Below are 21,984 nucleotides of genomic sequence, written 5' to 3' on the forward strand. Positions count from 1 at the left end.
CCCCACAAAGCTGGACGTTTACCCATCTATGCCTGAGCGGCCTGAGTTCTGTATTCAACAGGACTCAGGCCGTTTAGCTTCAGTCTGATACGCGAGTGATTGTAATACTGGATGTACTCGTCGATGCCAGCGTGAAGCTCATCAAGGTCGTTAAATTTATTCAGATAAAAAAATTCTGACTTCAGTGTGCCGAAAAAACTCTCCATGGCCGCATTGTCGTAGCAGTTACCCTTGCGCGACATGCTCGGCGTCACGGAGCTTTTTTTGAGAGCCCGCAGGTAAATGGGCATTCGATACTGCCAGCCCTGGTCTGAGTGCAAAACCGGTTTTTCATGCGGCTGAAGTCGCTTGAATGCACCTTTGAGCATCTTCCCGACCATATCGAACAGCGGCCTTCTGGCAACCTCATAGGAAATGATTTCGCCGTTGTACAGATCCAAAACGGGCGACAGATAAAGCTTCTGGCCTCCAACTTTGAACTCTGTAACGTCGGTTACCCACTTTTGATTGGGTGACGGAGCTTCGAACTCACGCTTCAAAAGATTTGGCGCTGCCTTGCCTACCTCACCCTTGTAGGCTCGGTATTTCTTCACGCGCACCAAGCTCTTTAGTTGAAGCTGCGCCATCAGTCGCTGAACCGTCTTGTGATTGACGAGATGACCAGCGCTTCGTACCGCAGCCGTTATCCGGCGGTAGCCATACCGGCCCTTATGCTCATCGAACGTCGAACGAATCTTGTCTTTCAGCTCAGCGTGCTTATCAGCCGCTTGCAGCGCCTTTTGCTGATAGTAAAAGGTGCTGCGTGCCAAACCGGCGAACTTCAGCAGGCTTTCGAGAGAGTGCCGCGGCCTCAGTCCAATTACGATTCGCGCTTTTTCTGCTGCGCTACTCGTTTCTTCTCCTGAACCAAGGCATCGAGCTTTTTTAGGTAGTCGTTTTCCATCCGCAACTGCTTTACCTCGGCAAGCAGATCATCGCGTGAGCGCGACTCATCATCGGGTGAGTCGGGTTGAACAGGAGGAATGGTGGTTGGCATTTTTTTCGGACGTCCGGCTCTATTAGGCTGCTTGGTAAGGGCATCAAAACCGCCCTCATCATAGCGGCGCTCCCAGAGGCCGATGATGCCGAACCTGCGGATGTCGAACAAGGCCGCCGTCTGCCGATAGGACAGCTGTTCCTTACGCATACGTTTCAAAACAGACAGTTTGAAGTCGTTGCTATAGCGCTGCAGCTTTTTCTGTTTCAGCCCGGCAGCGCCATGCACCTGATAGGCCGCAACCCACTGGCGAAGGGATGAAAAATCCACATTGTGACGGTGTGCCACATCCCTCAAACCCGCGCCACCGGAACAATAGTCCTGCACCGCTACCAGTTTTACTTGCTCTGTGTATTTACCCATGACCCCCCCAAAGGTTGTGTCCAATCTTTGGGGGTCAGTTCATTTTTTAGGTGGACACCATCGCCTTTGGCGTCGGGGCCAGGAAGGTGAGTTGGCCGGGCGCTTACGCGGCAGCGTACTAAATAGACCATTTACCTTATACAAACGTGTGGATTGAAATCAATCGCATGACTTATCTGCATTAATTAACTGCTTTGACATATGAAATTTCGGGAGTTACTGGAGCCACAGCAAACGTCTAGGCTTGAAATCCAGCAGCTCTTTAGCGCGCAAATTTGAGGCACCACGAATTGCTTCATTGTAGAATAAAGCTTCTGAGCCAACGGTGCGCAAGGCTTGTTCTGCTGTTATGGAGCCAGGTAATGGCGCTCCCACCCACTTACTGAACGCCGGTAGCCACTCACTAACTGGGAGTGGGTTATCATCGACGATATTGTATACTCCGCACTCACTGTGTAGCGCTGCCACGGTCGCTTCGATTGCATCATCCAGGTGAACAAATGACCACACACCGTTCCCTCGGCCGATGATCACCGACTCACCCTTCCTCGCTTGCTCTGCAATAGCGCCTGTCGGGTGGTACCAAGTACCAGGTCCGTAGAAGAATCCGTACCGCAGCACTACCCCGGTCAGAGCTTGGCTTGCCAAAATCTCGTCTTCATATGCCTGAAAGGTTCTTGCACTTTCTCCAACGACGCCAGGTGCATCAATGCACAACTTGGCGTCTTCAGCAGCTAACTCGCCTTCTGCCGCTTGGAGATAGAACCCGCGCGATTGCATGATGTAACGCTTAACCCCAAACTCTTCAGCTGCAGAGAGCAAATTCTTCCCACCTATTTGATGCAGCCGAGTGTCATTCGGCATGTACTTAATGAGTTCGGCAGGATCTGCAGGGAGGAGAGTCAATTGGTCAATGACTACGTCAGGCTTGGCGTCCCGGATAGCGTCACGCACTGATTCCGTGTTAAATACATCAGCGACGACGGGTTTTGCGCCGATCCCTCGAAGAATATCTACCCCAGCACCTGCTCGGGTGATGCCAGTAACTTCATGACCAGCTGCGCAAAGCAGCCGAGTCAGTGGGACACCTACAGCGCCAGTTGCTCCAGCGATCAAGATTTTCATAGTTCGTATCCTCAGTGATGGTCCAGCAAGGCTTGCGGTATGTTCCGGAAGCTAATAGCCATTCTGTTGTAGGAATTCATCAAGCTGACAGCGATTGTGAGATCCACCAGCTCACGCTCCTCAAACACTTTCCTTACTGCAACATATGCAGAGTCAGAAACCCCCGTGTCTGCGACCTTAGTGACCTGCTCAGCCCACGCTAGAGCTGCTTGCTCACGGGTGTCGAAAAGATTACCTGCCTCAGTCCACGCTTGGACTAACGCTATTTTTTCGACCTTAACGCTTTTTTTGATCAGGTCGCGGGTATGCATATCCAAGCAGTAAGCGCAGTTGTTGATTTGCGAAACGCGCAGATAGACCAGATCAACAAGTACCTCATCCAAGCCACTTTGCATGACGTAGCCGTAGACACTGCCCAGCGCTTTCACTCCTGCAGGGGCGAGTTGGTTGTAGTCGAGCCGCCTAGTCATGAGGTTACTCCTCACCCTGGTTTTTAACGGGGGTTGTGAGCGCTTTGTCATTGGAGTCAACGACGAATACCGCAAGTAGTTTGGCCGGTTCGGTCTTGCTTGCGTTCCGGCTCACAGGATGACGCGAGCCTGGATTTTCAAACCAGCTTTCGCCTGCTTTAAAGATCTGTTTAGGTCCGTCATTCACCTGCGACTCGATCGACCCCGACACTACGTAGGCGTAGATGAAAGCGGATTTCGCATGAACATGGGATGGCGAGGCAGCTCCTGGGGCGTATTCAACCTCAACTGCGACCAGCGATTTTCCTGGAATATTCGGTATGGCGTGCTCAAAGTTTGGCTTCACCACTTCACTCTGGCCATGCGCTTGAGCCGACATCGCGCTTATGAGCAAAACGCCACTGAAAAGAGCAACTGTGAGATTGAAATGCTTCATTATTGCGTCCTCATGGACTGGGTGGAAGCTCAGTATTCACACTAGCTGGTGTATGAAAAAGCCCCAAAAAAGCATTATTTTTTTGTACCACGCCGACCTCCCAGGTCTAACGGAACGGAACGCATGACTCTAAATTTTCAGCTCGACCGAACCATACGCACACCACTGACCGAGCAAATCCAGCGATCAATCACAAAAGCCATTGAGTCAGGAGTATTGTCTCCAGGTGCACGGCTTCCCTCTTGGGTTGACCTAGCAGCGCAGCTTGGGGTGTCGCGAGGCACAGTGCGCGCTGCGTATGAAATGCTAATGGATGCACAGTTGGTGGTTGCATCCAGAAGTGCTGGAACGAGGGTTTCTGATCGCCCGGCTATTCTTTTGAAGGAAACTATACAGCCGCCCGATACAGGGTTCATGGAACTCTACAAGGAGTTTACGGCAGGTCCGGCCATCTTCCAGTTAGGTGTTCCGGCTCATGAAACCGTACCTGCGAAGCTGTTCAGTCAAATTCGGTCCCATGCAATGCACTCAGAGCGTCGCGGTTCGGCCCTGTACCCGGATCCACGCGGTGAGTTCGAATTACGACGGGTGATCGCGGCATACCTTGCCATTGCTCGAGGCATCGAGTGTCTTCCATCTCAGATCATCATTACCAACGGCTTTGCCGGGGGGTTAGGTTTGGCATTACAAGCGCTGGATCTAAGAGGCCGTAGCGCCTGGATTGAGGACCCATGTTTCCCATTTTCTCGAAAAGGTTTAGAGCTTGCCGGTCTTAAGCCCATTGCCATCCCAGTAGATTCGGAAGGCCTAGATGTCGAACAGGCGAGGAAGCTCGAAAGTGATGTCGCATTGGCGCTATTGACCCCTGGCCAGCAGGCTCCTTTGGGTATGACGCTTTCCTTAGCTAGACGCCTGAGTCTGCTGAGGTGGGCAACAGAATCTGGTGGTTGGATCATTGAAGATGACTACCTAAGCGAGCTGCAGCTGGAGAGCCGAGCCGCTTCTGCGCTCGCTTCGCTGGACCGCGATGGCCGTGTCATTCACATCGGCTCCTTCAGCAAAACGTTGAGCCCAACGATTCGCTTGGGATTCGTGGTAGCGCCTCCAACTTTGGCTCCGAGATTGAGTGAAATTGCTACATGTCTTAGCCCAGCACCAGGACCCGCCGTCCAGCTCGCCACGGCGAAATTCATCCACCAAGGCCATTACCTCCGACATCTGCGTCGGGCCAAAAGGCTTTACTGCACCCAAAGAGATGAGCTGCTGAAAACAATTGCCAACAGCGACGTACGTGCTGAGATCTCCACCGCAGGCTTAGCTGTGCTACTGAAACTGCCAACAGGGTCTCCAGATCTTAAAATCGCTCGGGAGGCATCAATCTTTGGGATGTCTCCAGGAGCCCTTAGCCCTTGGTACTCATGTCCAGAGCGTGCTGAGGCAGCTTTAATGCTCGGCATTACAACCAGCTCGAACCGACACTTAAAAGTGTCTTGCGATCGACTCAGTGAACTCATTCGTCGCCACACTTGAGCTCACGTTCATTCCGATAGCGACCATAATGGGTCGTTGGCCATAAGCGTGGTCACCCAATCGGTAAACGCACGAACTCTAGCAGAGAGATGCCGGGTGTAAGGGTACACTATCGATATAGGCATGCTAGTCATATGCCAGTCAGCCAGCACTCTTACCAGGGCCCCAGTATTGAAGTGAGGGACGGCCTCAGCGGTGGGGAGAAATGCGATACCCAGTCCCGCGACGGCTGCGGCGGCTGTTGCGCTGCCATTGTTGAAATACATGGATGGTTGGTGATCTAGGGTGAAGCTTTCGTCTCCCCGCGTAAGAGTTGGGATAAAACGCTTATCTGTCGCCGGAAACTTGAAGCCCAAGTGCTTGTGATGTGGCAACTCTGCCGGACTCTGGATAGGACCAACGCCAGCTAAGTATGTTGGAGAGGCGCAAAAACAGAATCTCATCTGCCCAATCGCGCGAGATACGAGATCCTGGTCCATAATCATTCCAGCTCGGATGGCGCAGTCTACGCCTTCTTGGACCAAATCGACGACACGTTCGCTACAGCCTATATCGAGGCGAATCTCGGGAAACTCTGAAGCGAAATTCGAGAGTGCAGGGATTAAGAAGAAGATCCCAACGGGAGACGCCATCTCGACACGCACTCGGCCCCTCACGACATATCGGCTCTGTGATGTCGACGCCTCCAGTTCGTCTACATCGTCTATCACCGCTCGCGCTCTTACGTAGTAGGCAGCACCCTCTGGTGTCGAGGATACCTTTCGGGTGGTGCGGTGCAAGAGCTTGACACCAAGCAGAGTTTCCAGGGCCAGCACCTGACCCGAAATGGTCGTCTTGGCAAGGGACAAGGAGTCTGCTGCTCCACTGAAGCTTCCAACCTCTATTATGCGGCAGAACGCTCGCATCGCTGCCAGTCGATCTAGCGCCATTGTCTGTCCATCCGTACAAATAAAACGATTTTACCTAGTTTATCCGAGATCATGGTTTTACTAAACTTTCCCTATGCCATCGATGTGGCGGATAACTGGAGTATATTATGAGCAACAAACGTATCAATTACTATGAAGCTGCCCCTCAGGCAATGAAAGCCATGATGGGTCTGGAAAAGGCGGTCTCCCAATCTATACTGCCAGCGTCGTTGCGAGAATTGGTTCGGATTCGCGCTTCGCAGATCAACAGCTGCGCCTACTGCATCGATATGCACACTGCCGATGCTTCGAAAGCAGGTGAAACCACACGCCGCCTGATGGCAGTGAGTGCCTGGAAAGAGACTCCTTTCTTCGATGCCCGCGAGCGCGCTGCACTGCTGTGGACCGAAACACTCACCCTTGTCGCGGAAAAGCATGCGCCCGACGAGATTTACGATGAGGTGGCCGCTCACTTCAACGAGCAGGAGTTGTCAGAGTTGACGTTTGTGATTGCAGCTATCAACGCTTGGAACCGTTTCGGCGTCGGCTTCGCCATGCAGCCGAAGTAATACCCTCTCCAAAATTTAGGGTGTTTGGTAGTTCACGATAACTTTCCTTCCTGCCAATAGCTATCAAACACTTTCTATAACATAATTTTTTTGATTTTGCGTACTTCTGTGAGCAAAATTTTTATTGAGTTATTATGCAAATTATTGCTAAAACATTCGCTGTTGTTGTCTTGGCGCTGCCAGTGTTTGCACACGCATCAGACGGTGCAGAAGCCGCAGAGCGCTTCAAAGAGCAAAACAAAGCCACTTTCGCTCAACACGCGAAAGTTCGGGCGGATCGCGAAAAGCGTGAACTGAAAGTTTCTAAAGAATTGACCAAGAATGCTAGCAGCGCAAGCAGCCAGCGTGAAGGAAGCTCTGCTGAGTAATTTTAAATTTTTGATCACCCTATCGATGTAAAAAAGGAAAACTCCGTGCGTGCCTCCTCAGTCGCAGCTACTAGTTTAGCTGCCACTTTTCTGCTTATCAGTGGTTGTAATAAAGAAGCTGAATCAAAACTACTAGCAGCCTCTCCGGCTGTTGATGTGGTCAGCGTAACCGTCCAGCAAGTAAAACCATGGGATAAATTTAATGGCCGTGTTGGAGCTGTGGAGACGGTTTCGATCCTCCCTCACGTCAGTGGTTATATCACTAAGGTCGCGTACCAAGAAGGAAGCGAAGTAAAAAAAGGGGACCTTCTTTTCATCGTTGACCAGCGACCATATCGAGCCGCATTGGCCAGTGCCCAAGCTCGATTGGAGCAGTCCCGCGCCTCCCTCGCTTTTGCGAAGCAGCAGAATCATCGAGCTCAACAGCTCGTCAAAACTAATGCCATTTCCACGGAAGAAGCTGAGCAGAAGCTTGCAGCCTATGAGCAAGGCGTCGCAGAAGTGCATGCTGCTGAAGCCGCAGTAACAACTGCAACCTTGGATCTTGAGTTCACCGAGGTCCGTTCGCCTATTAACGGGCGCACGAGCCGAGCACAGCTGACAGTAGGGAATTTGGCGGTCGCCGACCAGTCAGTTTTAACGTCTGTAGTTTCTCAAGACCCTGTCTATGTTTATTTTGATCCAGATGAGCAGAGCTTCTTGAGTTACCAGAAGCGGCTTAAAGCGTCTCAGACAACCAGCGTGCGCATTGGTCTGACAAGCGATGAGAACTACCCGTATGAAGGCGACCTCACGTTTGTCGATAATCAAGTTGATTCCGCCACCGGTACTATCCGAGCCCGAGCGACTTTGAAAAATCCAGACAGAATGTTGACACCTGGCCTTTACGCCAAAGTCGAGCTTTCCGTTGGCGGCTCTGAAGAGATGGCGTTGGTGCCCGAGCGAGCGATCTTGAGTGATCAAGATAAGAAATACGTCTATACATTGAGCGACGACAATAAAGCCGAGAAGCGCTATGTCGAGCTTGGAAAGCTAGTTGGGCATAAGCGTGTTATCACCGCCGGTCTAGAAAAGACTGATCGAGTGGTGGTTTCCGGCCTTCAACAGATTTATGCAACCGGAACACCTGTCTCTCCCAATTTACTTGGTCCCGAAAATATCGGCATAAAAATTTCTAGTGCCAACGAAAGCTCGAAATAAACTGCAAAGGCCAGCCCCATGGATTTCTCAAAATTCTTTATTGACAGGCCAATCTTCGCGATTGTCCTGTCGATCGTTATTTTCGCAGCTGGGTTGATAGCAATCCCGCTGTTGCCGGTTGGCGAATACCCAGAAGTTGTTCCGCCGACCGTGGTGGTCAAGGCGACATATCCAGGTGCTAACCCCAAAGAGATCGCGGAATCGGTGGCGGTGCCGCTGGAGGAAGCCATCAATGGTGTGGAGGACATGGTGTACCTGAAATCGGTTGCCAGTTCCGATGGCACGCTGCAGGTTGTCGTCACCTTCAATTCAAAGGTGGACCCTGACACGGCCGCTGTGCGCGTCCAGAACAGGGTAAGCCAGGCTCTTTCACGTCTGCCCGAATCGGTGCGCCAATACGGCATAACTACGCAGAAACAATCTCCGACACCGCTAATGTACGTGGACATGTATTCCAGCAGTGAGAAATACGACGCTCTGTATCTGCGAAATTATCTCCGCCTACATGTGAAGGATGAGCTGGCTCGTATCCCGGGGATTGGCGATGTTGTGCTTTATGGCTCCGGTGATTATGCAATGCGGATCTGGCTTGATCCAAATAAGCTCGCAACACGCGGCATCACTGCTCAAGACGCGATCAATGCCATTCGCCAGCAGAACGTCCAGGTCTCAGCGGGGCAACTCGGTGCTGAACCTTCTCCACAAAATACGGATTTTCTGATTTCCATCAACGTCCAGGGCAGGCTGAAAACGGAGCAGGAGTTTTCCGATATCGTCCTGAAATCAGGACGTGATGGCCAGATTTCTCGGCTCTCCGATGTCGCACGTATTCAAGTGGATTCTGGCGATTACACGATGCGAGTATTCCGGGGGAAAAATGAAGAGGTTGCAGTCGGAATATTCTTGACGCCTGGAGCTAACGCAATTGACGTCGCCAACAAGGTCTACTCGAAACTTGACGCGTTGTCGAAAGACTTCCCAGAGGGGGTCAAATACGTGAGTGTTTGGGACCCAACTTTGTTCGTACGCGACTCGATTAGCGCGGTACAGCACACGCTGTTCGAGGCCATGATCCTGATCGTTTTGGTAGTAGTAATCTTCCTGCAAACGTGGCGAGCCTCGATCATTCCATTGATCGCTGTGCCTGTGTCGATCGTTGGCACCTTCGCCTTCTTGTACCTGTTCGGCTACTCAATTAACACACTCACACTGTTTGGCATGGTTTTGGCGATTGGCATCGTCGTCGACGACGCAATCGTGGTAGTCGAAAACGTTGAGCGAAATATCGAGCTTGGCCAGACGCCGCTACAAGCCGCGCACCAAGCTATGCGGGAGGTTTCGGGTCCGATTCTGGCGATCGGCCTAGTTCTGTGTGCAGTCTTCATACCCATGGCATTCATGAGCGGAGTGACAGGCCAGTTCTACAAGCAGTTCGCTGTCACCATCGCAATTTCAACGGTGATATCGACGGTCAACTCCCTGACCCTTTCCCCAGCACTCGCAGCCAAGCTGTTGCGCCATCACGATAGCCCGAAAGATAGGCTGACCCGATGGATGGATTTTTCTTTGGGTTGGCTGCTGCGGCCGTTCAATCGATTTTTCAATCACAGCTCGGAGCGTTATGAGAGCAGCATCGCCAGGTTGCTTCCGCGCAAAGGACCAGTTTTCGTTGTTTACGCCGCACTTTTAGGTGTGACTGGACTGCTCTTCAACACAATCCCGACTGGCTTCATTCCCAATCAGGACAAGCTTTATCTCTTTGCAGGTGCGACTCTACCTCCCGGAGCATCGCTCTCTCGCTCTGACGCTGTGGCCCGAGAGATGGCTGCAATCGCTATGACTGTTGATGGAGTGGACTATGCCAACTCGTATGTTGGCTCCAACGCGCTGCAGAATACTGCAACGCCGAACCTGGTAACGTCCTATGTCCTCCTCAAGCCTTTCAGTGAGCGCACACGAAGCGCAGAGGACATCAACGCGGAACTGAACACAAAGTTTGCAGCGATCAAAGACGGTGCCGCCTATGCGCTATTGCCCCCGCCAATCCAGGGTTTAGGTAATGGTTCGGGATATTCGCTGTTCCTGACGGACCGTGGTGGCCTAGGGTATGCCGCGCTGCAGGAGGCGCTGGATAAATTTCAAGCTGAAGTAGCTAGCACTCCGGGCATGACTTTCCCAGTCAGTTCCTACCAATCCAATATCCCTCAATTGGAGGTGAAGGTTGATCGCGTTAAAGCTCAAGCTCAGGGCTTAGAGCTGCCTGCAATTTTTGACACTCTTCAGACCTATCTGGGATCCGTTTACGTAAATGACTTCAACATGTTTGGACGGGTCTACCGCGTCGTTGCTCAGGCCGATTCCAGCTTCCGACAAACCGCTGAAGACGTCGGTAACCTTCGCGTTCGTAATGCTCAAGGGGGCATGGTGCCACTGAGCGCAGTAGTTAATATTTCCTCGACGTTTGGGCCCGACCCGGTCATGCGCTTCAACGGTTTCCCCGCAGCTGATTTGATTGGCGATGCAGATCCCAAAGTCATGTCATCCGGCGACGTTATCAAGAAGCTTGAAGAAATCGCCGTTCGCACCTTACCTCGAGGCATCGACCTAGAGTGGACGGACCTCAGCTATCAGCAAGTAACCCAGAGCAACACAGCCATCATTGTGTTCCCCATTGCAGTATTGCTTGCATTCCTGGTGCTGGCTGCACTATACGAAAGCTGGACGTTGCCATTAGCAGTCATTCTGATTGTGCCGGTCTGTATGTTCGCTGCACTTGTAGGCGTCTGGCTTGCGGGTGGAGATAACAACGTCTTCGTCCAAGTCGGCCTAGTAGTACTAATGGGGCTGGCATGCAAGAACGCGATTTTGATCGTCGAATTTGCTCGCGAGCTGGAAATGCAGGGACGTGGGACCATCGAAGCGGCGCTAGAAGCATGTCGACTGCGCTTGCGACCCATCGTCATGACATCGATCGCGTTCATTGCCGGCACCGTACCGCTCTTAATCGGGGCCGGAGCAGGTAGCGAAGTTCGTCACGCGACAGGCGTAACTGTTTTCGGTGGGATGCTGGGTGTGACCATTTTCGGCCTTTTCCTGACCCCAGTGTTCTATGTGGCGATGAGGAAGCTTGGTGCAACTATTCCTGACCACCCATCAAGCATGGCGGCACATGAGAAGGAGAGCCTCACTCATGGTTAATCTCAAAAGCTACTCACTCCCAGTGCTGTTAGTGTTGTTAGCCGGATGCACCGTGGGGCCAGATTTCTCCCGGCCCGAAACTACTGCTTTGCCACAGTCCTTTACAAATATAAGCGGTCCGAACGTGGCCTCGCGCGATGAGGCCGCAGACTACCAGTTCTGGAGGCAATTCAATGACCCCCAGTTGACTGAACTGGTGGAGCAAGCTTTGTCTCAGAACTACGACCTTCGCACGGCGTTAGCGAACTTTGATGCGGCAAATGCTCTATTACGCGCCGCCAAGTTTGACCATATACCAACCGTCACAATGTCAGCAGATGCGGGGCATCAGCGACTGAGCTCAGATGAAGCCAACGGGACCTCCCGCAGTAATGATGTTTACTCCCACAAAGCCTCACTTAGTTGGGAGCTAGATTTCTTTGGCCGAGTAAGGCGGTCATTGGAGTCGAAGCGATCGGAGGTGGAAGCCAAGGCGAGTGATCTCAAGGCAATTCAGGTCGTGGTGGTAAGCAATGTAGCCACGACTTATATAGATTTGCGTGCGGCCCAACGGATGCTCGAACTGTCGAAGGCTAACGCAGTAAGTCAGCGACAAACTTTGGATATCGTTAAGGGACGGTTGGATGCAGGGCGGGGATCATCTTACGAGCTGTCTAGAGCGCAGGCTCAGTTGGATACTACCCTTGCGCGCATTCCACAGTTCGAGGTGAAAATCGCCATCGATAAGCACAGGCTTGCAGTTCTGACTGGTATGAGTCCTGCTTCGTATGATTCGTTATTGCCAGGTGAGGCTGCTATGCCGTCAGTGCCTGAGGCAATAAAAGCAGATACCCCAGCGAACGTCATCCGCAGGCGTCCTGACGTCGCTTCGGCCGAACATACTCTACACGCCGCTACAGCACAGATCGGGGTAACCACTGCCGATCTGTTCCCAAGGGTTACCCTAGGAGCCGCTATCGGTACGTATGCTTTTAACGGAAGTTCGCTCTACTCTAACTCCGCAGAGTCCAACCTAACCTTGCTTGGTATTGACTGGTCGTTTCTCGACGCGGGGCGAGTGAAGAGTCGAATCGAGGCCGCGGACGCTGAAGCAGCCGGTCGGCTGGCGAATTACCAACAAACCGTGTTGATGGCTCTTGAGGACGTGGAAAATGCAATCGTAGGCTTCTCACGGATTAAGGATGAAGATGCCCGCTTGACTAGCGCTGCCGTTGAATTGAAACGGGCCTCGGATCTCGCTGGTGACAAATATCGGGCTGGCGCTATCGAATTATCCGAGCGATTGGATGTTCAGCGTGAGCTATACAGCGCACAAATAGAGCAGACCTCCAGTCAGGCGAGGAATGCAGCTGCTGCAGTGAATTTGTTCATCTCGATAGCTGGAGGTTGGTCTTGGAACGTCAAAAAGAGCTAGTGTCACTGATGTAAACCAGTATGCAGCCCGGGTGCGTCGACACCATTCCGGGCTGCAGTCCACGTATCCTTAGCCGCGCGTGCGCCTACACTTGATATAAGGCTTTCATTAACTTCAATTGAATCGCCTCGGTTTTTTTAGATATGCTGCAAGCTCATTGCACTGTCCCCCCGACATTATAGACATTTCTAGCCTACGCTTTGAGCATAGGAGGAAGTTTAGAGCGCTTAACGATTCATGCCGGAATTCAAAGCAGAAGCCGTCAGGCAAGTCATTGAACGCAGATATTCCGTTGCGGAAACGTAACCGTCTGGCCAACTCACCTCTCAGCACGCAGACCAGCTCAGAAAAAAACGGTTGGAAAACAAAGCCTTGCCCGCAGGTATACCCATTGAATAAGCCTGTATCTGACGTAGCTCATGCAGAGCCTGCCAGCGGGTCGCAATCGACGATGGCTTCATTGTATACTTCTACTCCGCATACCCTTTGAGCTACAGGAACATCAGCATGACTGTACTCCAAACGATCTACTGGCAGCCTACGCCGCCTTAGCGCTACGCCCCCCCTCACAACAACCTGCTTCCGCTAGCCTCGCTCGCGGTTGCGCACGGATGTACGCCTGGTTTACACCTTAAGCACACAGCAAAAAAATCCTCAAAATTTGAATTTGTATCGATTCGCTCGCCATTCCCTTGGCGTGCGCGATGCAATGCCTTGGACATTTCTATGCTGCAAAAACTTAGACAAACGTGGTTTTCCAACGTCCGTGCCGACGTGCTCGCGGGGCTGCTGGTCGCACTCTCGCCGATCCCGGAAGCCATCGCCTTTTCCATCATCGCCGGGGTAGATCCCAAAGTCGGTCTATACGCCTCCTTCTGTATCTGTGCTGTCATCGCCTTTGTCGGAGGGCGCCCCGGAATGATCTCTGGGACGACAGGCGCCATGGCACTGCTAATGGTTACGCTTGTAAAAGAACATGGACACCTATACCTGCAGGCCGCGACTCTACTATGTGGCGTACTACAAATCCTTGCCGCCGACCCGAAGCTTGGCTCGTTGATACACTTTGTTTGACGCTCGGTAGTCACCGGGGTCGTAAACGCATTGGCGATCCTGATGTTTATAGAGCAATTGCCTGAGCCGACCAATGTCACCTGGCACGTCTATGCCATGACCGTAGCGGGGCTCGGGATCATCTACCTATTCCCATAAGTACCGAAGAGCGGCAAGCTGATTCCGTCACCGTTGGTATGCATCCTGGCCCTGACTGCCATTGCGATTTATCTGGGGTTGGATATCGGCACTGCCGGTGACATGGGCCCACTGCCTGACACGCTCCCGATCTTCCTCTAGCCTGAAGTTCCGCTGAATTTGGAAACCCTGCGTATCACTTTCCCGTACTCGGCTGTTGGCAGTAGTGGGTCTACTCGAATCAATGATGACCGCGAACATCGTCGACGACCTGACCGATACCACCAGCAACAAAAACCGCGAATGCAAAGGCCAGGGTGTGGCCAACATCGCCGCAGGCATGCTCGGCGGAATGGCGGGTTGCGCGATGATCGGCCAGTCGATCATCGACGTGAAATTTGGTGGCCGCCCCCTTCTCTCGACATAGTGTGCCGGCGTTTTCCTGCTGCTGATGGTGGTATTTCTTGGCGAATGGCTCTCCAAAATCCCTATGGCGGCACTCGTTGCAGTAATGATCATGGTGTCCATCAGCTCCTTTAGCTGGGACTCTTTGCGCAATCTGAAAGAGCATCCGCTGTCGACCAACCCGCCATGGTGGCGGCCGTCGTGGTTGTCGTGCCCACTAACAACCTCGCCTACGGCGTACTGGTAGGTGCGTTGCTAGCTTCGCTGTTCTTCGCAAACAAGGTCGGGCACTACCTGGATATCAAGAGCACTCTGGAAGAGATGAAATCGCATCGGACTTACCACGTCGTAGGCCAAGTGTTCTTTAACTCTGCGGACAAGTTCACTGAAGTTTTTGACTTCAAAGAAGCGCTCAACAATGTCACCATCGATCTCACACAGGCGCATTTCTGGGATATCACCGCCGTCGCAGCGCTGGATAAGCTCGTGATCAAGTTCCGACGCAAAGGCGCTGAGGTAGAACTGCTCGGTCTTAATGAAGCCAGCGTAACAATCGTTGACCGCTTCGGCGTGCATGACGAGCCCGGTGCCATCAACAAGCTTATAAGCCGCTAAAGAGAAGAACAATGCCCCACGTAATGGCCTGCATTGATAACTCGCAATCCTCATCGGCGGTCTGCGATTACGCAGCATGGGCCTCGCAACGACTCAGCGCTCCCTGACGTTGCTTAATGTGCTGGATAAGGAGAAGTATGCTGCATCCACTGACCTTACCGGCAACATAGGTCTCGGTGGCATTTGAGGGCAACGCTGCAGGCAACAAGCCCCTACAAATGCTTGCTTCAAGCCCGCTGTGCGAAGGCCTGCCAATTCGTCTCGCCATGGTTGGAACGGATTCTGAAGACAACAGGACGCGCGGGAGAAAGCACGAACCACGCTTGCCTCTTCTGGCTCGCTAGTGTATTCGAGATTCGCCCAGGCGAAGTAGAGTCGACATTGCATCCGTATCAGGCAGAGCACGGCATTGACCTCTTGGTCATGGGGCGTACGGGTACTCACGGATCAGGCAGTTTCTGATAGGCAGCGCGACCACGACGATGCTGCGTACATCCACCGTACCCGTATCGCTGCTTCGCTGAGCCAGTTCCACTGGCCAAAGTATTTCCAGGGCTGCGGAAATACCGCGGCCACCCTGACGATGACTAACTGATTTTGTCGTAACGAGACCACATGCAACTCATAACTGAAATTGTTTACCCCCAGCTGAAATCCAAGCAGGACAGAGTATTCCGTCGACATGCATCTCGCAGCATCGTGATGCGGGGTGAACAGATCCTGTTGCTGTTCACCAAGCGCTATAACGACTTCAGCTTTCCTAGAGGCAGCCTTGATGGTGACGAGGACATGTCACAGGCCTGAAGCGCGAGCGTGAGGAAGAGTTTGGTGCTCGTGAAATACAGGTGCTCCAGCGCTACGGTTAAATCGAGGATGTGCCGTCCTACTGGAAGCCACAGTACGATCTGATGCAAATGACCTCGGATTATTATCAATGCGAAGTAGCGCCCCCCCCCCCCCCGCCAGAGCCCGTGAGAATGGAAAGCCACGAAATCGCTAATGGTATGCGGCCAGCATGGATCAGAGGGGCATACGAGCGAGGAATAATGGCGGTACATTCTGCCGCGGGGAAACCCTGAAAGTCATACGAGGTAAGCAACCTTAAATACCGAAACCATAATTATCCTGAAGTGGTACTATTAGTTACATCTAAAGATTGCTGATGCCTCACTAAAACTATCTACTTTAAGAATGCGGTTGAAAGCACACACTGAGATCGACCAGTCAAGCATCATTGTACGATTTTCCGTAAGGACAAAACGAATTGGGCCAGTTTATCTAAGTGCCTAGAGCTCCTAAAATGCTGCTTATAACATGAGGGAACGGTATCAGTAGCTAACATCAAGCCAATCACCGACCTGTGGTATAGTAAAAAAATCTGTGTATACCGATGCCGATTATACGGAAGTCGACACGCAGTATGAGGATTTGACCGAGCAGCTATCTGGGAGGACGGACGACACCGTAACTATTCGAAATAGGGAGTGGAGCCTGGCCCCTAAAGCGAAGCGTAGTAGTGGGTGCTTGAGACATATACGCAAACTAGGACAAAGCTCAAAAGTCGGTTTCGGGGTAAGGAGAAGGGTCAGGTCAGCCATATGAATGTGCGACTTTTCGGATTGACCTAACACGTTGATTGCGCCGTACATCCCATGAGCGGCAAGTAAGCAGCTGTTAGGCACAGGTAAGTGGCGCCGGTAAACGCGCAAATCGCGCCGAAAAGTGGGGGTGATAACCATGTACAGCCTATCGGACGCTTCAAATTGATAACGCTCTGCGTTAGCGCGCTTAGGCTGAAATCGCGGATTTTATCGGAGCTCCCCTAGTTCCAAATACGGGCCTACGAAATCAAGGTGTGCAATCTAACTGCAAAGACTGGGTATTAGCGGTATCTAAAATTCATTGAAGACGTTTGTTTGAAAACCGATACATTATCTAAAAATCAATAACGCACAGTAAAATGTTGGTACATAACTGTTTTTTGGGGGATCCCTAATGAAACTAGGTACATTCTGCACACTAGCCATAATATGTGTACTAACCGGTTGTTCAACTCCTGTCGCACCACCAGCAATTGTGCTACCAGATACTGTTCTGGGCATTTCTATGAACCGCACTAAAGAAGACTTCATACCGACTGGCGATCAGATTTCTATAGGAGTGATACTTAGCGAAAATACCCAAACCAATCTAACGTATCTACGACAATACCATAACAGCGCGGGTACTGGCTTCGGCAAGAATCTCCTAGTAGAGTCGATTCGTGACGCGTACATATCAACGTCAGACCCTCATCTGGCGGTAGACTGGCTGAAGGCCTCTCTTCGACGGGAGTTCGGCCAAGTGAAAGAATATCCGGATGTGCTGAGCCTAAAAGCAGCGAAACCCGATATTTTGGTAGTGGTCGACTTTCGTTTTCAACTTATCACCTCTCGAAACTCCGAAATTAAGGCGAATGTAGCGGCACATTTCTACGATAGAAGCTACAATCATCTCGGAACGGCAAAAGGAAGTGATGAAAAAATACTCTCTCCGATTTGGGCGGGCAACAAACGCACTGAGGAAATTGTTTCTGACATTAATGAGCAAAAGAATGTGCAAATCAGCGCGCTACAAAAATTTGATCGTTCCCTGAAAGACTTGTTAGCGCATAAGAGTGATAAGTTCTAAACAATTAGTGCCTTTTTTCACGAGCACGGTAAATGCCTGTTACTTCAAAAATATTGCAAAGCTGCGCCTTAACGATTGAGAAGGATCGTTAAAACTACAAGCTCAAAAAATTCACTGTTAGCTCCAACGACGCTCGAAATCATTCCTCAAAAAGTGGTCAGTTAAGGCATCAACGAAAACTCTGACCTTGTTAGGGAGGTACCGCCGTGTCTGATAGGCGATATTCATAGTAAGGCGCGGCAAGTCCCAATCATTAAGTAATGTAATAAGCTCTCCATTCTCAATATGATCATAAATAGCATATTTTGGCTGTGCCAAGATACCCATTCCATGCAAAGCAGCATTAATGGCTATTTGGCCATCATTCGTACGCAACGAAGGGTTAAGATTCACGATTACTTTTTGATTACCCTTTTCAAAAGGCAACTCATTAGGATTGTTCGCATAACTGTAAATTAACATTTTATGTTTGGTTAGATCCTCTGGTATAACAGGCATACCATACGTAGAGAGATATTCTCGAGAGGCAGCAAGAACTCGTTTTGTTACAGCAAGCTTTCTGATGGTCAAATTGCTGTCTGCTTCAAATTCACGTGTACGAATTGCCAAATCCACATTATTTTCCACAACGTCTAAGTACTGATTAGCTGCGATAATATCGACACTAATATCTGGATAGGCTTTATTAAACGCAGGTAAAAGCGGCTCAATATGCAACAAGCAAAAAGAAAGGGACGCAGTGATTCTTAATGTTCCACGAGGATTACCAACCGCATCCTTTGCAACTGCTTCAGCCTCGCCTAGGTCGGACAAAACGTCCTTGCAACGACGATAAAATTCCATACCGACCTCTGTCAACGCAAGGGAGCGGGTGGTGCGATGCACCAGGCGCACTCCGAGCCGCGTCTCAAGCATGCTTAGGTGGCGGCTAGCACTGGATACCGGTAGGCCCAGGACGTCAGCAGCACGACTAATGCTTGCTGCCTCTGCCACGTGTACAAAAAGTTCAATTTCGCGAAAACGGTCCATGCCAGTATTCCACTGAGTAGAAAGGTGTTTGCCAGAACTCTGTCTGTTTCTGCGTGTTTAGAAAGAATAACATTGCGGTGCGCCTTGCAAAAGAGCTACTCGCGAGTCATTGCAAATGATGTATCTTACAAAAACTACAGGAGGCAACAATGATATGCGTTAAGCACCATGTGCTCATCGGAGGCTTTCTGAGCTATATGTTCGATGCATTAGAGATAGTTATACTGGCCATTGCGCTACCTTCAATCATAATCGATACAGGGATATCGCGGACAGACGCGGGGCTGCTAGTAACAGCTACTTTATTAGGGATAGGCCTGAGTAGCGTTACAGTCGGATGGATGTCAGATAAATTTGGAAGAAGGCGAGCCCTCCTGTCATCGTTAACCTTCTTTGGATTATGCACCTGCATTATGGCAGAGCTTCACTCCTGGGAACAAATGTTAGTGCTAAGGTTCGCCGCAGGACTCGGGCTCGGTGGTGTCTGGAGCATTGTGTCCGCTTACATCTCCGAAACCTGGCCAAAGGAGAAACAGGCTAGAGCCACGTCGTTAGTGTTGAGTTCATTCCCTCTAGGCGCCGGGTTTGCCGCAGTGCTCTCAGCGCTTATTTTACCTGATTACGGCTGGAGAGCACTGTTCTTCACCTGCGGTGTTTCTACGATCATTCCAATCATATACGTTTTCTATTTTGTACCAGAATCGCCAAAATGGATTTCCGAGCGTGACGTCACTGCGACCGTTGAAAACACTTCTGGGCCACTTGAGATTTTCAGTGGAAATTTTTTGCGCCAGACAATGTTCGCCACGTTATCAGCATCATCTTCACTCCTCGCGTACTGGGGGGTAACATCTTGGTTACCAACCTACTTGGCAGCAGAGCGAGGCTTTGATCTCAAATCAATGTCGGGATATTTATTTGTATTGAACGCATCCACATTCATAGGTTATTTGATTTTTGGTTTTTTTGCAGACCGTTATGGAAAGCGTTTATTAGTCGTGCTTTCACTGCTCGCGACCGCCATGGTTCTTCCATTCTTTGCGTATGCTGAAGATCGAGCGACCCTCATGGCGCTAGGAGTTACTTACGCTTTCTTTCTGGTGTTCCCAGGGCTTTATGGCTCCTACTTTGCGTCACTATATCCGATTCATATCAGAACGACTGGTGCAGGATTTTGTTTCAACATAGGTCGTGGCATTTCAGCGCTGGCACCGTTTGCGCTGGGTTCTCTTTCGAACCAGATCGGCTTTTCATTGGCACTTTGCCTATGTGCGGCGCTTTACTGCGCCGGAGCAATTTTCGCGTTTTTTTTGCCCAGCAAGCCAAGCTGGTAAACCGAAGAGCTCTATAAATCAATTAAATTTACGAAACCCCATAATGCAGCTTAACCCGGTCCGTTTACCGTCAATGGGAACATAAACGAATTTAACGTCCACTTATTTAGTCTGTTCAAAACGATAATTTTTTTGCAAATCATCCGCAGGCTGATCAAGAATTAACGAGCTTTCAGCTCCCCAAAACAATACTAAGGATTCAGCGATGAAAAAAAATAGTAACTCAAACTATGAAAGTACGTTATTAGAAAATTTTACATATGCAACGTTTCCACAACGTGTTCTATTCGGTGCTGGACGCTTAAGCGAACTCCGCGCAGAAATCGATGTTTTAGGGTTTACACGTCCGTTACTCATTAGCACACCTCGCCAGAGGCCACTGGCCGAAATGGTGAGTGTAATCCTCGGAGCCCAAAGGGTGGCAGGTATCTTTGACCGCGCGGCAATGCACGTTCCCCTCGAATTAGTGCGTGAGGCATGTGCGTTAGTGAAAAGAATAGGAGCTGATGGTCTAATCACCATCGGTGGCGGTTCTACCATAGGTTTGGGAAAAGCCATTGCCCGTGAGTTAGGCATTCCAACGGTAGCGATTCCCACAACGTATTCAGGGTCGGAAATGACCGCGATATACGGTATAACTGAGGCTGGGATAAAAAAAACTGGCACAGATCCAAAAGTATTACCTCGGACCGTTTTGTACGACGCTGATTTGACTTTAGAATTACCGATAGACATTAGCATCACCAGCGCCTTGAACGCTATTGCTCACGGCGCTGAGGGTCTGTATGCCAAAAATCGAAATCCAGTCACGAATATAATGGCTGAAGCGGGTATAGCCGCTCTGGCTCGCGCAATTCCCAAATTCCGCAAAAATGATGGCAACTTCTGCAGCACTGGTGAAATGAGAGTTGCACGTTCCGATGCACTCTATGGGGCTTGGTTATGCGGGGGTGTACTTGGCAGTGTGACAATGGCCCTCCACCACAAACTGTGTCATACCCTCGGTGGCAGTTTTAACTTACCACATGCTGAAGTTCATTCCGTCATTCTGCCACACGCACTCGCCTATAACGCAGAAGCCGCGCCAGAGGCGATGGAAATTATCGCACGGGCCATCGGCTCCGAAAGTGCCCCTGCCGGAATATACGATTTAGCTTCAAAAAACGGCGCGCCAACATCACTTCGGGATATTGGCATGCATGAATCAAATCTTTCACTGGCTTGCGAGCTAGTTCTGAGTAATCAATATCCAAATCCACGCCGCCTCGAAGCCGAACCAATACACCGGCTACTCCGCGACGCATTTGAAGGTAACGCACCCTCTCCTACTACATGATGACGAACATAAAACATCAAGAATAATTCGAAATACTCAGCGTAGAATTCTCACCCAAAACTAGTGCTTCAACCACCGAAAAAGGTAATACAAAATGAGCCGTATTTATTCTATCGCGATTTTAATTGGAAGCTTAAGAAGAGACTCTACTAATCGAAAGATTGCTACCGCACTTAATGAACTGACAGCCGGAAAACTGACCCTCAACATCGTGGAAATCGGAGACCTGCCACTCTACAACCAAGATTTAGATGGAGATACTCCACCACCCTCTTACACATCATTTCGAAATGCACTGTATAACGCTGATGGCTTCTTGTTTATAACGCCGGAATATAATCGATCAATACCAGGAGCGTTAAAAAACGCTATTGATGTAGGATCACGGCCTTACGGCAAAAGTGCGTGGGGTGCCGCAAAACCCGCTGCCATCATTACTACTTCGCCTGGTCAAATCGGTGGGTTCGGAGCGAATCATCATCTTCGCCAGTGCTTCGTTTTTCTTAACCTACTATGTATGCAGCAACCCGAGGCCTATCTAGGTAATGCAGGTAGTTTCTTCGATGAAAACGGAATCCTGAATGAAAACATCAAGTCCTTTTTACAAAACATAATGGACGCTTTTTTCACTCATATCGAGTCCTCTTTAAATTCATAATATGCCGCGAAAACACCCCTAACACGCGACACTTAAGGGCGATAGTACCACAAACATCTGACTGACTTACCCTCTTCAACTCATGAAATTCTGTGGACACCAAAGTCGCCCTTAATTACACGCAACGCT

16 protein-coding genes and 3 pseudogenes are annotated in these 21,984 nt (G+C 50.6%); 13 read left to right on the forward strand and 6 right to left on the reverse strand.

Annotated elements, in window-relative coordinates:
* Positions 1 to 26: 26 nt before the first annotated feature.
* The 4 genes from HX803_RS15965 to HX803_RS15980 all read right to left on the reverse strand — a co-directional run bounded on the left by HX803_RS15965 (position 27) and on the right by HX803_RS15980 (position 3,430).
* Positions 27 to 1,399, reverse strand: a protein-coding gene (locus HX803_RS15965) for an IS3 family transposase (protein WP_085984534.1) whose coding sequence is annotated in 2 segments (ribosomal slippage) — positions 27 to 928 and positions 928 to 1,399 — 1,374 coding nt in all. Because the reading frame shifts where the segments join, the coding sequence is not laid out codon by codon here.
* Between the two features lie 216 nt (positions 1,400 to 1,615).
* On the reverse strand, positions 1,616 to 2,524 hold the full coding sequence (locus tag HX803_RS15970; protein ID WP_016978940.1) for an NAD(P)-dependent oxidoreductase: 909 nt from the start codon (positions 2,522 to 2,524) through the stop codon (positions 1,616 to 1,618).
* 11 nt (positions 2,525 to 2,535) lie between these two features.
* Positions 2,536 to 2,994, reverse strand: coding sequence for a carboxymuconolactone decarboxylase family protein (locus HX803_RS15975; RefSeq protein WP_016970281.1), 459 nt, complete (start codon positions 2,992 to 2,994; stop codon positions 2,536 to 2,538).
* Positions 2,995 to 2,998: 4 nt separating this feature from the next.
* A complete protein-coding gene (locus tag HX803_RS15980; protein ID WP_016970280.1) occupies positions 2,999 to 3,430 on the reverse strand; it encodes a cupin domain-containing protein in 432 nt (143 codons plus the stop codon).
* 123 nt (positions 3,431 to 3,553) lie between these two features.
* Between HX803_RS15980 and HX803_RS15985 the strand changes: the two genes are divergently transcribed.
* Positions 3,554 to 4,960 carry a PLP-dependent aminotransferase family protein gene (locus HX803_RS15985; RefSeq protein WP_025999953.1) on the forward strand — a complete coding sequence of 469 codons (1,407 nt, stop codon included), beginning with the start codon at positions 3,554 to 3,556 and terminating at the stop codon, positions 4,958 to 4,960.
* An 8-nt stretch (positions 4,961 to 4,968) separates the two neighbouring features.
* On the opposite strand, the gene HX803_RS15990 is transcribed toward HX803_RS15985, so the two are convergent.
* Positions 4,969 to 5,889, reverse strand: coding sequence for a LysR substrate-binding domain-containing protein (locus HX803_RS15990; protein WP_016970278.1), 921 nt, complete (start codon positions 5,887 to 5,889; stop codon positions 4,969 to 4,971).
* Positions 5,890 to 5,996: 107 nt separating this feature from the next.
* Here HX803_RS15990 and HX803_RS15995 point away from each other — a divergent pair, with 107 nt between their 5' ends.
* The 9 genes and pseudogenes from HX803_RS15995 to HX803_RS16030 all read left to right on the forward strand — a co-directional run bounded on the left by HX803_RS15995 (position 5,997) and on the right by HX803_RS16030 (position 17,498).
* The gene (locus tag HX803_RS15995) at positions 5,997 to 6,437 is read left to right on the forward strand and encodes a carboxymuconolactone decarboxylase family protein (protein WP_016970277.1); all 441 of its coding nucleotides are present in this window, start codon (positions 5,997 to 5,999) and stop codon (positions 6,435 to 6,437) included.
* Between the two features lie 134 nt (positions 6,438 to 6,571).
* A complete protein-coding gene (locus HX803_RS16000) occupies positions 6,572 to 6,805 on the forward strand; it encodes a hypothetical protein (protein WP_177075501.1) in 234 nt (77 codons plus the stop codon).
* Positions 6,806 to 6,850: 45 nt separating this feature from the next.
* Positions 6,851 to 8,005: an efflux RND transporter periplasmic adaptor subunit gene (locus tag HX803_RS16005; RefSeq protein ID WP_025999954.1), complete on the forward strand. Its 1,155-nt coding sequence runs from the start codon at positions 6,851 to 6,853 to the stop codon at positions 8,003 to 8,005.
* An 18-nt stretch (positions 8,006 to 8,023) separates the two neighbouring features.
* Complete coding sequence (locus HX803_RS16010; RefSeq protein WP_016978943.1) at positions 8,024 to 11,203, forward strand: efflux RND transporter permease subunit; 3,180 nt, start codon at positions 8,024 to 8,026, stop codon at positions 11,201 to 11,203.
* Positions 11,196 to 12,617 carry an efflux transporter outer membrane subunit gene (locus HX803_RS16015; protein ID WP_016978944.1) on the forward strand — a complete coding sequence of 474 codons (1,422 nt, stop codon included), beginning with the start codon at positions 11,196 to 11,198 and terminating at the stop codon, positions 12,615 to 12,617. Before HX803_RS16010 ends, HX803_RS16015 begins: the two co-directional genes overlap by 8 nt.
* Before the next feature lie 726 nt (positions 12,618 to 13,343).
* Positions 13,344 to 14,828 (forward strand): annotated as a pseudogene (locus HX803_RS16020) (SulP family inorganic anion transporter).
* Between the two features lie 11 nt (positions 14,829 to 14,839).
* Positions 14,840 to 15,352: pseudogene (locus HX803_RS32790) on the forward strand (universal stress protein).
* 91 nt (positions 15,353 to 15,443) lie between these two features.
* A pseudogene (locus HX803_RS16025) lies at positions 15,444 to 15,850 on the forward strand (NUDIX hydrolase); the annotation flags it as partial.
* Between the two features lie 973 nt (positions 15,851 to 16,823).
* Positions 16,824 to 17,498, forward strand: coding sequence for a hypothetical protein (locus HX803_RS16030; protein ID WP_038843974.1), 675 nt, complete (start codon positions 16,824 to 16,826; stop codon positions 17,496 to 17,498).
* Between the two features lie 117 nt (positions 17,499 to 17,615).
* Here the strand turns inward: HX803_RS16030 and HX803_RS16035 are convergent, their stop codons facing one another.
* On the reverse strand, positions 17,616 to 18,527 hold the full coding sequence (locus HX803_RS16035) for a LysR family transcriptional regulator (RefSeq protein ID WP_016976640.1): 912 nt from the start codon (positions 18,525 to 18,527) through the stop codon (positions 17,616 to 17,618).
* Between the two features lie 197 nt (positions 18,528 to 18,724).
* Here HX803_RS16035 and HX803_RS16040 point away from each other — a divergent pair, with 197 nt between their 5' ends.
* The 3 genes from HX803_RS16040 to HX803_RS16050 all read left to right on the forward strand — a co-directional run bounded on the left by HX803_RS16040 (position 18,725) and on the right by HX803_RS16050 (position 21,855).
* On the forward strand, positions 18,725 to 19,861 hold the full coding sequence (locus HX803_RS16040; RefSeq protein WP_235165407.1) for an MFS transporter: 1,137 nt from the start codon (positions 18,725 to 18,727) through the stop codon (positions 19,859 to 19,861).
* A 205-nt stretch (positions 19,862 to 20,066) separates the two neighbouring features.
* Positions 20,067 to 21,197 carry a maleylacetate reductase gene (locus tag HX803_RS16045; RefSeq protein WP_080589235.1) on the forward strand — a complete coding sequence of 377 codons (1,131 nt, stop codon included), beginning with the start codon at positions 20,067 to 20,069 and terminating at the stop codon, positions 21,195 to 21,197.
* Between the two features lie 94 nt (positions 21,198 to 21,291).
* Positions 21,292 to 21,855, forward strand: a complete 564-nt coding sequence (locus HX803_RS16050; protein ID WP_016976642.1) for an NADPH-dependent FMN reductase — start codon at positions 21,292 to 21,294, stop codon at positions 21,853 to 21,855.
* The last annotated feature ends 129 nt before the right edge of the window (positions 21,856 to 21,984 follow it).

This window comes from Pseudomonas sp. P7548 (genome assembly GCF_013386585.1).
Lineage (GTDB): Bacteria > Pseudomonadota > Gammaproteobacteria > Pseudomonadales > Pseudomonadaceae > Aquipseudomonas.

Excerpts from the sequence above, each read along its gene's own strand:
- HX803_RS15970 (WP_016978940.1), bottom strand. The coding sequence starts at position 2,524 with ATGAAAATCTTGATCGCTGGAGCAACTGGCGCTGTAGGTGTCCCACTG.
- HX803_RS15975 (WP_016970281.1), bottom strand. The coding sequence starts at position 2,994 with ATGACTAGGCGGCTCGACTACAACCAACTCGCCCCTGCAGGAGTGAAA.
- HX803_RS15980 (WP_016970280.1), bottom strand. The coding sequence starts at position 3,430 with ATGAAGCATTTCAATCTCACAGTTGCTCTTTTCAGTGGCGTTTTGCTC.
- HX803_RS15985 (WP_025999953.1), top strand. The coding sequence starts at position 3,554 with ATGACTCTAAATTTTCAGCTCGACCGAACCATACGCACACCACTGACC.
- HX803_RS15990 (WP_016970278.1), bottom strand. The coding sequence starts at position 5,889 with ATGGCGCTAGATCGACTGGCAGCGATGCGAGCGTTCTGCCGCATAATA.
- HX803_RS15995 (WP_016970277.1), top strand. The coding sequence starts at position 5,997 with ATGAGCAACAAACGTATCAATTACTATGAAGCTGCCCCTCAGGCAATG.
- HX803_RS16000 (WP_177075501.1), top strand. The coding sequence starts at position 6,572 with ATGCAAATTATTGCTAAAACATTCGCTGTTGTTGTCTTGGCGCTGCCA.
- HX803_RS16010 (WP_016978943.1), top strand. The coding sequence starts at position 8,024 with ATGGATTTCTCAAAATTCTTTATTGACAGGCCAATCTTCGCGATTGTC.
- HX803_RS16015 (WP_016978944.1), top strand. The coding sequence starts at position 11,196 with ATGGTTAATCTCAAAAGCTACTCACTCCCAGTGCTGTTAGTGTTGTTA.
- HX803_RS16030 (WP_038843974.1), top strand. The coding sequence starts at position 16,824 with ATGAAACTAGGTACATTCTGCACACTAGCCATAATATGTGTACTAACC.
- HX803_RS16035 (WP_016976640.1), bottom strand. The coding sequence starts at position 18,527 with ATGGACCGTTTTCGCGAAATTGAACTTTTTGTACACGTGGCAGAGGCA.
- HX803_RS16040 (WP_235165407.1), top strand. The coding sequence starts at position 18,725 with ATGTTCGATGCATTAGAGATAGTTATACTGGCCATTGCGCTACCTTCA.
- HX803_RS16045 (WP_080589235.1), top strand. The coding sequence starts at position 20,067 with ATGAAAAAAAATAGTAACTCAAACTATGAAAGTACGTTATTAGAAAAT.
- HX803_RS16050 (WP_016976642.1), top strand. The coding sequence starts at position 21,292 with ATGAGCCGTATTTATTCTATCGCGATTTTAATTGGAAGCTTAAGAAGA.